10 protein-coding genes are annotated in these 11,030 nt (G+C 69.9%); 6 read left to right on the forward strand and 4 right to left on the reverse strand.

Annotated elements, in window-relative coordinates:
- Window positions 1-461 precede the first annotated feature (461 nt).
- Window positions 462-869, reverse strand: a complete 408-nt coding sequence (locus AB1L88_RS08215; RefSeq protein ID WP_367096162.1) for a hypothetical protein — start codon at window positions 867-869, stop codon at window positions 462-464.
- An 828-nt stretch (window positions 870-1,697) separates the two neighbouring features.
- Between AB1L88_RS08215 and AB1L88_RS08220 the strand changes: the two genes are divergently transcribed.
- Window positions 1,698-2,651: a hypothetical protein gene (locus AB1L88_RS08220; protein ID WP_367096163.1), complete on the forward strand. Its 954-nt coding sequence runs from the start codon at window positions 1,698-1,700 to the stop codon at window positions 2,649-2,651.
- Window positions 2,652-2,895: 244 nt separating this feature from the next.
- Window positions 2,896-3,849, forward strand: a complete 954-nt coding sequence (ispH, locus tag AB1L88_RS08225) for a 4-hydroxy-3-methylbut-2-enyl diphosphate reductase (RefSeq protein WP_367096164.1) — start codon at window positions 2,896-2,898, stop codon at window positions 3,847-3,849.
- A gap of 241 nt (window positions 3,850-4,090) precedes the next feature.
- Here the strand turns inward: ispH and AB1L88_RS08230 are convergent, their stop codons facing one another.
- Both AB1L88_RS08230 and AB1L88_RS08235 read right to left on the reverse strand, forming a co-directional pair.
- The gene (locus AB1L88_RS08230) at window positions 4,091-4,756 is read right to left on the reverse strand and encodes a YfcE family phosphodiesterase (RefSeq protein ID WP_367096165.1); all 666 of its coding nucleotides are present in this window, start codon (window positions 4,754-4,756) and stop codon (window positions 4,091-4,093) included.
- 36 nt (window positions 4,757-4,792) lie between these two features.
- Window positions 4,793-5,245, reverse strand: a complete 453-nt coding sequence (locus AB1L88_RS08235; protein ID WP_367096166.1) for a pyridoxamine 5'-phosphate oxidase family protein — start codon at window positions 5,243-5,245, stop codon at window positions 4,793-4,795.
- Between the two features lie 238 nt (window positions 5,246-5,483).
- On the opposite strand from AB1L88_RS08235, the gene AB1L88_RS08240 reads away from it, so the two are divergent.
- Window positions 5,484-6,314: a leucine-rich repeat domain-containing protein gene (locus AB1L88_RS08240; RefSeq protein WP_367096167.1), complete on the forward strand. Its 831-nt coding sequence runs from the start codon at window positions 5,484-5,486 to the stop codon at window positions 6,312-6,314.
- Between the two features lie 24 nt (window positions 6,315-6,338).
- Here the strand turns inward: AB1L88_RS08240 and nth are convergent, their stop codons facing one another.
- Window positions 6,339-7,013, reverse strand: a complete 675-nt coding sequence (nth, locus tag AB1L88_RS08245) for an endonuclease III (protein WP_367096168.1) — start codon at window positions 7,011-7,013, stop codon at window positions 6,339-6,341.
- A 151-nt stretch (window positions 7,014-7,164) separates the two neighbouring features.
- On the opposite strand from nth, the gene AB1L88_RS08250 reads away from it, so the two are divergent.
- The 3 genes from AB1L88_RS08250 to AB1L88_RS08260 all read left to right on the forward strand — a co-directional run bounded on the left by AB1L88_RS08250 (window position 7,165) and on the right by AB1L88_RS08260 (window position 10,916).
- On the forward strand, window positions 7,165-8,457 hold the full coding sequence (locus AB1L88_RS08250; RefSeq protein ID WP_367096169.1) for a hypothetical protein: 1,293 nt from the start codon (window positions 7,165-7,167) through the stop codon (window positions 8,455-8,457).
- A gap of 93 nt (window positions 8,458-8,550) precedes the next feature.
- Complete coding sequence (locus AB1L88_RS08255; RefSeq protein WP_367096170.1) at window positions 8,551-9,528, forward strand: tetratricopeptide repeat protein; 978 nt, start codon at window positions 8,551-8,553, stop codon at window positions 9,526-9,528.
- A 344-nt stretch (window positions 9,529-9,872) separates the two neighbouring features.
- A complete protein-coding gene (locus AB1L88_RS08260) occupies window positions 9,873-10,916 on the forward strand; it encodes a KpsF/GutQ family sugar-phosphate isomerase (RefSeq protein ID WP_367096171.1) in 1,044 nt (347 codons plus the stop codon).
- Window positions 10,917-11,030: the final 114 nt, after the last annotated feature.

The raw sequence follows: 11,030 nt of genomic DNA on the forward strand, positions 1-11,030 counted from the left end.
GCGCGGCGGTTCTCGGCGCGGATCTTCATGATCATGTTGAGGTTGCGGTGGTAGCTCAGCTCGGCCTCGCGTTCGTAGCGGTGGGCCGATCGGGCTCTGTGCGATTGACCGGCATCGGCCAGGGCGTCGAGGCGGGCGGCCTCGCGCTCGGGGCCGTCGACGGCGGTCCAGAGTTCGTCGCGGAGGTCATGGAGGCGATCGAGGCGATCGGCGACGATCGCGCGGAGTTCGGCGAAGGGAGTGGAATCGGCCGAAGACGGCGAGACTCGGGGCGTCGAGCCGGGGGTCAGGAGCGATCGGAGCTGCTCGGCGAAGGGGTTGGTTGGGGCGGTCGGGTCGGGCGAGGCGCCGAGGAGGTGGAAGGCGCGGGCGGTCTGATCGGGTGTCCAGGTGTGGCCGGCGGCGAGCGGGGCGTCGAGGGCTTGCCAGTGGCCGATGAGCCAGTCGCAGCCGAAGGCGGATTACTCCAGGGCGTCGACGGTGGCGGCGGGGCGGGCCGCAAGGCGCTGGGCTCGGCGGCGGATGGCCTTGCGGCGCTTCTCGTCCCAGGAGCGGAGGGCGTCTCGGGCGTCGCCGTCGAGCCGGGACTCGCGGGCGGTTTCGCAGCGCCGGAGGCGGACGCGGGCGAAGGCGGTGCGGCGGACGAGGTCGGCCTCGACGAGGTGGTCGGGGGTGAACAGCTCGTTGAGCGCGTCGAGCGATTCGGCCAGGGCGGCCCGCTCGTCGTCGGTGACGACCGCCTCGGCGGCCAGGCCGTGGCGGAGGCGGTTGCGCCGGGAGCGGTCCTTGCCTTCCGGGCTGGTCGGGCCGGTCGAGCGGAGGGCGTTCAGGCGGTTGGCGGCGTCGCGTAGCTCGGTCGAGTTGGGCATGGCGGGTCACTCCGGGTGCGGGTCGAAGGGTGGGTCGCGGGGGAGCATCGGGGGAAAAGGCCCTGTCGATAACATCAAGAAAATAGGGAGCCTTAGTCACAAAATTTAGGGACGACGGGGATTTGATGGCCTGGGGAGGCTACGCAAGAGGTTGAGGAGGGGGGCGATAGGGCGGTGGGTGCGAGGGGATGAACGGGATTGTGTCAAACCCCGTCGGGGAGTGCTCATCGTTCGCGAGATCGGGGATGGCAGGTCCCGGGCTACCCCGCCCACACTCGCATACCCACGAGGACGTGGGCATGGCACCCGGCACCCGGCGGGCAGGGAGCGGACTCATGCCCACGAGGACGTGGGCATGGCACCCGGCACCCGGCATAGCGTAGCGTGCCCCGGTTGAGTCCGGCTCGACACCGGGGCACGCTACGCTTTGCCCCGGCCACACGTCCGAGACGGGTCGGGCGTGCGCCCCGGCTCCATCTCCACGTCCGTGGGTGTGGCCGGGGCACCAGGCGAGCAGGGGCCGGACCGGAGGCTGATTCTACGGGGGGACGGTGGACGTCCGCCCCGGCCATCGGTTGATGCCACGGGCGCTGGACGATTTGGGGCGATTGGCATGGCCAGGAGAGGGCGGCCAGGGCACATAGGCACGGAGCGGCGGGCGAACGGGCGGGGGTTGGCGATCAATATCCGGGGCCCGGAATCGAAGATCCTTGAAAGCCGATCGAATGCCGAGGGCGGACGAAGGGGCCGGCGGCGATCGGGCGGACGTGATCCGAAGATGATGCAGCAGGCAATCGAATCCCGCGCAAAAGGGAAGGGGAAAGGGCCATGGCCAGGACACCGGAGAATTTCAGGGACGGGATCCGATTTCTGGATGAGACTCCCGAGCCGGTCGGATCGCCAACCACTCCGCCGCCGCAGGACACCGGGCAGTCCGCCAAGAAGAAGAAGAAGGAATGGCCGGTGGGGCTGATGGCGTTCCTCGCGGTGGTGGCGGGGGGGATTGCCTGGAAGGCGGCACAGGAGGAGGAGATCGCGGTCCGGGAGGTGTACGAGGAACGGTTCGACGTGGACCGTGCGCCGAGGATCGAGGTCGAGGCGATCCAGGGGTCGGTCCGGGTCCTGCGCGGGTCGGACTGGGAGGTGCGCTGCCGCGTGGAGACCGAGGGCCGGGGCGTCTCGCCGATGGAGGCGGGTCGGTCGCTCGGGCGATTGAAGCCGGTGATGCGGGCGACCGGGGACGGCGTGTCGGTGCGGATCGGCGGGATGGAGGCTCACGGGCCGGGGCCGGGGGAGGCGGTGGTCCGCCTGGAGGTGCCGGCCGACGCTCAGGTGAGGGTGGTGACGGGGAAGGGCAGGATCCTGGTGACGGACGTGCAAGGGTCGGTCGCGGCGCGGTCGGGCCTGGGGAAGATCGAGGTGAAGGGGGCGTCGGGTCCGTTGGTGCTCGACTCGAAGAACGGCTCGATCGAGGTCGATGCCAGGGATTCTCTGGTGTTGGCGAGCACCTTGAACGGGTCGATCGAGTTCGAGGGGTCGCTGGCGGAAGGGATCTCGCGGTTCCGGACGGGGAACGGGTCGGTGAACCTGGAGCTTCCGGAATCACAAGAACTGGTGGTGGATGCGACGTCGGGGAACGGGCGGGTGGTTTCGGACTTCCCGACGGGAGCGGTGAGGAGCCAGGCGGGGGTGATCCCGGTCGGGTACGAGCCGGGCGAGTCGGGCAAGGCGGAGGTGGAGATCAGGACGGGGAACGGGTCGATCAGGGTGGAGAAGGATTGAGGGGGTCGGGCGGTCAGGGAATTCGGAGGAGGTGAGGGACCTCGCGCAGAGCCGCGGAGGAGAGGGGAGAGGAGGGGGGGCCAGATGCCTTACTCTCCTTTGCTTCTCCGGGCCTCCGCGGCTCTGCGCGAGGTCCCTCCCCTTTGATTCGCTGGGGGGGCGGTGGGGTTCCCAGGAGGGGGGGGTTCGGCATAGAGTAAAGGCGGAGCTTTTCCGGACCTGAGCGAGAGAGGTACGCGCCGCGATGAAGATCATCCTGGCCAATCCCCGCGGGTTTTGCGCGGGCGTGAACATGGCGATCGAGAGCCTGGAGCGGGCCCTGGATCTGTTCGGGACGCCGTTGTACGTCTATCACGAAATTGTGCACAACAAGCACGTGGTGGAGCGGTTCAAGGGGCGGGGCGTGGTGTTCGTGGAGACCCTGGCGGAGGTGCCCGAAGGGTCGCCGGTCTTGTACAGCGCGCACGGGGTCTCGCCGCAGATTCGCCAGGAGGCGCAGTCGAGGAACCTGCGGGCGATCGACGCGACCTGCCCGCTGGTGACGAAGGTGCACCTGGAGGCGGTGAAGTACGCGAAGCAGGGATTCACGATCGTCCTCATCGGCCACGAGGGGCACGACGAGGTCATCGGCACGATGGGGGAGGCCCCGGAGCAGATGATCCTGGTCGAGTCGGTCGAGGACGTGGAGCGGCTCGACATCAACCCGGAGAAGATCGCATATCTGACGCAGACGACGCTGAGTGTCGATGACGCGAACGTGATCATCCACGCCCTGCGGCAGAAGTTCCCCCAGATCGCCAACCCGCCGAAGGACGACATCTGCTACGCGACCCAGAACCGGCAGGACGCGGTGCGGAAGCTGGCCTCGAAGGCGGATCTGGTGCTGGTGCTCGGCAGCCAGAACAGCTCGAACAGCATGAGGCTGGCGGAGATCTCGACCACGATGGGCGTGCCCGGGCATTTGATCGACGGCGCGGCCGAGATCCGGGACGAGTGGTTCGAGGGGGTCGAGACGGTGCTCATCACCGCCGGGGCCAGCGCTCCGGAGGACGTGGTGCAGGGGTGCATCAGTCATTTGCAGGACCGCTACGGCGCGACGATGACCGAGGAGACGATCCGGGACGAGGACGTGACCTTCCCCTTGCCCAAGACGCTGCGGCAACTGCTGCCGGAGTCGGCGTTGAAGGTGGTGCAGTAAGGTCAGTGGGGCGGGCCCGGGAGTCGACCGGGACGCGGCGAGGGGTTTGCCAGACGGGCAGGCTCGGCCGGGATGTTCGGGCCGATCGGGGTCGCGGGCGCCTCGTGGGGCCTCTCGCGGCTGCGCCGCCCCGGTTGGGGAGCAACCGGGGGCACCCTGCGTAGCCGTAGCCTCGTACGGCTGAGCCGTCCCGGTTGGGAAAGCAACCGCGGGCACCCGAGGGTTGGCGAGCCGGGGCCGGTTACGGGGAGAAGCGAGGGGGAGGGGGGGGCGGGGCGTCGGAGCCGGGCCAGGGGTCGATGGGGACGGGATCGGCGGATTCGACGTCGAAGAACTGGACGTCGAGGGTGTCGAGGTCGAGCAGGGCGAACGTGCGGGAGGTCTTGACCACGGGCATCGAGACGAGCGAGCCGGGGTTGACGATCAGGCCGCGGGGGGTGCGGTAGAGCATCGGGCGGTGGGTATGCCCGTGGATGAGCACGTCGGCATCGAGCGATGCGAGGTAGCCGTCGAGGACGTACGGCGGGTGGGTGGTCGGGGTGATGAAGTCCATGTCGCCGCGGGGTGAACCGTGGACGACGACGATGATCCGCCCGGCGCGTTCGAGGACGAGGCTCGGCTCCAGGCGCTCGAGCAAAGCGCGGGACTCGGGGGAGGGGGTGCCGCCGCCGAATTCGTCGGGTTCGTGGGGGGGGCGCTCGACGGCCCAGCGGTCGTGATTGCCCCGGACGCAGGGGATCTGGCGGTCGTGGAGGAAGGCGACGACGCGGTCGGGGAAGGGGCCGTAGCCGACCAGGTCGCCGGCGCAGACGATCGACTCGGCCCCCAGGACCGTGAGGTGCGCCCAGGCCAGTTCGAGGGCGATGGGGTCGCCGTGGACGTCGGAAATCAGGCCGAGCAGGGGCATGGGGCTTGGGAATTCTCGTGAGGGTGATGGGCGGGATCAGGCGTCGGCGAGGGGGACCTCGTGGTAGTCGAGCGCCCACTCGCGCATGAAGCGGACGCGGTCGGGCCGGATGCGGTAGATGATGAGGTTGGGGTTGTCGATCGAGCCGAGGTAGTTGCGGAGCAGGGGGTTCTCGGCCCAGATCTGTTCGAGCATCGGGCGGTCGTCGAGGACCTCGGCCAGGCCGGTGATGCGGATCTGGTCGTGGGTGGGGTCGAGGTAGCAGAGCTCGACGCGGGGGTTGGCGGCGATCTCGTCGGTCTTGTGATAGCCGCGGAGGTTGGCGACGTAGACGGTGAAGCCGTCGGTCCGGACCGGGGAGACGGGCCGGACGCGGGGCTGGTCGCCGTCGATGGTGGCGAGCATGGGGAACTTCGCGGCGAGCATGACCGCCTGGGCCAGCTCGGGCAGGCGACCGGGGTCGATCGGCTCGGGGGCGGGACGCGTCATGGCACGACCTCGGGAGGATCGAGGGGGAGGGATCGCGACGGTTCGGGCGCGTCTTAGTGTAACCGATCGGCCGAGAGAATCACGGCGACGGCCCCTTGATCGGGGCGAGAATCGACGGCAGCCTAGAACGTATCCGGGGGGTCGGGGTCATCCGGGTGGGATGATCGGCCGCCCCGGCGGTCGGCGATCGAGCGCGATCGCGCCGGACCGAGACGACCGACTTCGGAGGACCACCACCATGAGCCGATGCGCCGCGACCGTCCTCGCGCCGCTGATGGCCGCCTTGACCCTGTCTCTGGCCGTCGCCGAACGCGCCGATGCCGAGGGGCCGTTTCCCGATGCGAACCTGGAGGCCGCCGTCCGCAAGGCCCTGAAGCAGGGGGCCGACGCCGAGCTGACCGACGAAACCCTGCGCAACTTGTACATCCTGGAGGCCCCCGGCCGCGAGATCGCCGACCTGGCCGGCCTGGATCGGTGCCCGAACCTGGCGTTGATCAACCTGAAAGACAACGCGGTGAAGGACATCGCCCCGCTGAGCGGCCTCGAGAATCTGCAATCGCTCGACCTGTCGGGGAACGAGATCAGCTCGGTCGAGCCGCTCAAGGGGCTGGAGAAGCTCCAGTACCTGGAGCTGAGCGGCAACGCGGTCGAGTCGATCGAGGCGCTTGCGGGCCTGGTGAACCTGCGGTCGCTTTATCTCTCGGAGAATGCGATCGCGGACATCGGGGCGCTGGCCGAGCTGACGAGGCTGTCGTCGTTGTACCTGGACGGGAACGAAATTGAGGATCTGTCGCCGCTGGAGAAGGTGACGCGGATCTCGACCCTCGATCTGAGGGACAATCAGATCAAGGATCTCGCGCCGTTGACCTCGCAAACGGATGTGAGGATGTTGTTCCTGGAGGGGAACCCGATCGAGAGCCTGGAGCCGCTGGTCGGCTGGGCGAAGGCGGACGCGGAGGGGGCGAAGCGATTCGCGCCGTATCTGGAGCTGTATCTGGGCGGGTTGGACGTGCCCGAGGAGCAGGTGGCCCAGTTGGGCGAGGCGGGCGTGCGGGTGCATCAGGGCTGAATTGCCTGACGCCGAGACGCGGGATTAGCGGGACGCCTCGACCCCGACCCGGCGGCACATCGGGCGGAGCGGGCAGGTCGAGCACCTCGGCCGGCCCGCGGTGCAGATGAACTTGCCGAAGGGGACGAGGCGCTCGTTGATCTCGATCCAGTAGCGTTCGGGCAGGACCTCGGCGAGGGCCTCGGCGGTCTTCTCCGGGGTCCTGGTGGAGACATAACCCCAGCGATTCGTGATGCGATGCACATGGATGTCGACGCAGATGGCCGGCCGGCCGAAGCCGGTGGCGAGGGTCAGGGCGGCGATCTTCGGGCCGACGCCGCGGAAGGCGGTCAGGCCGTCGAGGGTGTCGGGGACCCGGCCGCCGTGCTCGTCGAGGATGCGGCGGGCGATCTCCTTCAGGTCGCGGGCCTTGACCTCGCGGAAGCCGACCCCCTGGAGCAGGGAGACGAGGCGGGGCTCGTCGAGCGCGAGCAATTGTTCGGGGGTACGGGCCTCGGGGAAGAGGCGGAGGCAGGCGGCGAGGGTCGTCTCGTCGCGGGTCCGGACGGAGATCAGGGCGCCGACGAGCTGCTCGAAGGGGGAGTCGTAGCCTTGCTCGCGGAGGTCGAACATGGCGGCCTTCGGGAACGGGGCGACGGCGGCTCGGAGGCGTCGGAAGGCCTCGTCGATGTCGAAAGGCTCAAGGGGAGGCTCATCCATCCGAAGAACTCGATGCCGGGGGTGTACGATCGGCGGGGTAAAAGGCCGCCGGAGGGCCTGATTGCCGGCCCGATTGCCGCGAGGCTATGATAATGAAACCTTGAAAATTCAGACACCAACCCTTCACGAACCTCGACCGAGACGACCCTTCATGTCCTTGTCCTCGCTTGCCGCCCTGTTGATGTTGTGTGTGGCCTCCGGCCCGCAGACCGAGGCGCCGCCGGCCACCTCGGGGCCGATTGCCTGGCCGGCCGGGCCGCTGGAAGTGCGGGTCGCGTCGCCGGAGCCGGTGGACGAGTCCTCGCGATCGGCGATCGAGGGGCGGCTGATTTCGTACCGATCGGGCGATCGGGAGGCGGCGGCGGCCGGGGATGATCCGCTGGGCCGGGTCCGGATCGCCGGCGTCTCTCTGGCGGACGAGGGGCGTACCCTGATCCTGCTGACCGATCCGCATCCGGCCGAGGCGGTCTACCGGGCGGAGTTGCCGGGCGGCCTGGGCTCGATCTCGTACGACCTGACCGGGGTCGAGGCCCTCTGGACGAAAACGGGCGGGGACGGGAATGAGGCTGAGTGGGCCGGGTGGCTGCCGGGGCTGGACCTGCCGGCCAGCCGCGATCGCCTGCGGGCGTCGGTCGAGCATCAAGAGGCATTCGACCGGATGGGGCAGGAGGGGTCGCTCACCTTGCGGACCCTGCTGGCGGTGCCCGAGGGGGGATCGACCGTCCGGATCCAGGCCGAGCGGCCGTTCGAGGCCGAGCTGATGTACGTGCCGCTCGACGTGGATGCAAACCACCTGGCCGAAGGGGTGGTCGAGCCGTTCGGCGAGCCGGTCGAGCTGTACCTGGTCGTGCCGACCGGCCCGGAGTGGGACGGGAGGCTCCCGGAGCTGACCGTCTCGATTCAAGGCGAGGGAGACGACGGGCCCAGGCCGATCGGGCAGTCGGATCAGATTCTCCCCTGGGCGCCGGCGCCGATCGAGGCCCCGGCCGAGCTGCCCGAACTGCCCGGGGAACTGGCGGGCGGGGACGCGACCCGGGGGGAAACGGTCTTCTTCGGCGAGCAGGGGAAGTGCGCCGACTGCCACCGGATCGGGGATCGGGGCGGGCAGGTGGGGCCGGACCTGTCGGACATCGGCACGAGGCACTCGACGGCGGAGCTCTACCGGGAGATCGAGGCTCCGAGCGCGGTGATCGCGCCGGAGTATCTGCCGTACACCGTGGCGATGCGGGACGGCCGGGTGCTAGTGGGGGTGGTCCGGGCCGAAGGGGTGGGCCGGATCCTCGTCGTCGGGGCCGACGCGGAGGAAGCGGCGTTGGACCGGGCCGAGATCGAGGAGATCCGGCCGGTCTCGACCTCGATCATGCCGGTCGGCCTGGCGGGAGCGTTGGGGCAGCAGGATCTCCGGGATTTGCTCGCCTATCTGGCGGGGCGTCGGGGGGACTAGGGCCGTCCGCCGGCCCGTCGCCGGGGGGCGTCCCCTGGCGGTCGTGCCGGTTCGGACATCGAGACCGGGAAGACCGGGAGGATCGGAGGGGCCATGCGATTTCTCGTGATGACGATCGGGGTGGTCGGGGGCGTGGCGGCCTGGTGGCTCCTGAGTTCGCAGGCGGGGATCGACCCGACCGGCCTGGAGCGCCCGGCGGGGGCCGATCCCACGCTGATCGCCACGGCCGACGACCTGGAGAGGCAGGCTGAGCAGGCGTTCTACCAGGGCGATTACGAACGAGCCGCCTCGCTCTACCGGTCGATCGTCCACGAGAAGCCCGGCGACGGCCAGGCCTGGGCCCGATTGGCCTATGCGACGCACGAACTGGGGCGCTTCGAGGAGGCCCTGGACCTGCATGAGCGGGCGGCCGGGTTCGAGGAGAACCGCACCACGTCCCTGTTCAAGCTCGGCTGCGCGCTGGCCCGCCTGGGCCGGGCCGACGAAGCCCTGGCGTCGCTGGAGGAGGCGGTGCGGTTCGGCTACCGCGATCGCTCGTGGAGCGAGCAGGAAGGGGACCTGGAGTCGCTCCGGGGCCTGGATCGGTTCGTCCGGTTGCTCAACCGGATGGGTCCGCCGCCCGAGGGCGAGGGGGAGCTGGATTTCCTGACGGGGTACTGGGTCATCCAGGATCCGAACAGCGGCAGGCCGCGCGGGCACCTGAGCATCCAGCGCGTCGAGGGGGGGCACGTCTACCAGGAGCAGTGGAGCGAATACACCGGGAATTCGGGGCGGGGGATGCTCTACCTCGATCCGACCGACGGCCTCTGGTGCCTCGATCGGGTCGATAACCAGGGGCGGATTCAGCGGTTGCGCGGCCGGCGCGAGGGGGCCTCCCTGGTCCTGAGCGGCACCCTGATCCATCGGAGCGGCCGGGTGCAGCCGCTGAAGGTGGTGCTGGAGCCGAACTCCCGGGGATCGGTGTCGATGGTCTCGCAGGTCTCGGAGGATGACGGGGCGAGCTGGCTGGCATTCTCGGAGACCCGGCTGAACCGGGACAATCCGATGTGGCCGACCCGGCGCGGTGGCTGAGGCGTCGAGGTGACGGGGAACCGGGTCGGGGGGCGGGGCGGCTCATCCGGGCAATCTGGGGGCCGAGCAGTCTCCGAAGGGCTCGATGAGCGAGGACGTTCCGGGGGAACGCCCCCGGCGGCGATGCGGTTGCGCGGAAGGGACGCAAGTTGAAGAGGGGCGCGGGTCGATGCAACACGAGGGGATGGGAGGACTGACCGAGTCGCGTTGACGGGGGTAGGGTGATGGGCTATGGTGCCGATCCCGATCCGACAGGCCGATGGCGAACCGACGATCCCGAGGTGAGCCCGGAGCCGGGGACCTCGATCACTTCTCCGGTCCATCGGCGTGCAAGGAGGCACCGGATGGCCACCGTCCTCGACGCGAACGCGACCGCAAGCGCGAACCCGCCGGCCGCCGCTGCCGGCGATGCCCTGGGCTTCGCCCGGGAGATCCTGCGCCTCGAATCCGAGGCGATCGACCGGGTGAGCGAGCAGCTCGACGAGACGCTCGTCGAGGCGGCCGATCGCGTCTTCCGGTGCGCCGGGAACGTGGTGGTGACGGGCATGGGCAAGGCCGGGCTGGTCGGCCAGAAGCTCGCGGCCACGCTGGCGTCGACCGGGACGACGGCATTCCCGCTGCATCCCGGAGACGCCGTGCACGGGGACCTCGGGAGGATTCGGGCCGGTGACCTGGTGCTCGCGCTCTCGCAGAGCGGCGAGACGGAGGAGGTCACGCGGTTAATTCCGTCGATCCGGCAGCTCGGCGCGGGCTTGATCGCCCTGACCGCGAGCCCGACCAGCTCGCTGGGACGCGGGGCCGACCTGTGCATCACGCTCGGGCCGATCGCCGAGGCCTGCCCGCTGGGCCTGGCCCCCTCGGCCAGCACGACCGCGATGATGGCCGTCGGCGACGCACTGGCACTCCTGGTCAGCCGGATGCGGGCGTTCGGGCCCGAGGATTTCCTCCGCTACCACCCCGGCGGAAGCCTGGGGAGGAAGCTGGGCCGGGTGGCCGACCTGATGAGGACCGGGCCGCACGTGCGGAGGGCACACCCGGGCGAGACGGTCCGGGAGGTCTTCGTGCGGCTCGGCGGCGCCCGGAGGCGGAGCGGAGCGGTGCTGGTGGTGGACGACGAGGCGGGGCGACTGCTCGGCATCTTCACCGACAGCGACCTGGCCCGGCTGTTCGAGCTGAGGCGCGAGGCGTGGCTCGACCGGACGATCGGCGCGGTGATGACGGCCGACCCGGTGGTCGTGCCGGTCGACGCGACGATCGCCGAGGCGGTCGAGCTGCTGCGGTCGCGGAAGTTGAGCGAGTTGCCGGTCGTCGATGCGGATCGTCGGCTGGTGGGACTGGTGGACATCACCGACCTGATCGGCCTGGAGGCCGACGACCTCGAACCGTGAGGCCGCCGCATGTCGGAGCCGCCCTTGCTTCAGACCCGATCCCCGGGCCCCGATCCGGGGTGCGGACCGGAGGCGCGACGGCGTTCGCGGCCCGATTGGCGTGAGTCATGGGTC

The sequence above is a fragment of the Tautonia sp. JC769 genome, from assembly GCF_040717455.1.
Lineage (GTDB): Bacteria > Planctomycetota > Planctomycetia > Isosphaerales > Isosphaeraceae > Tautonia.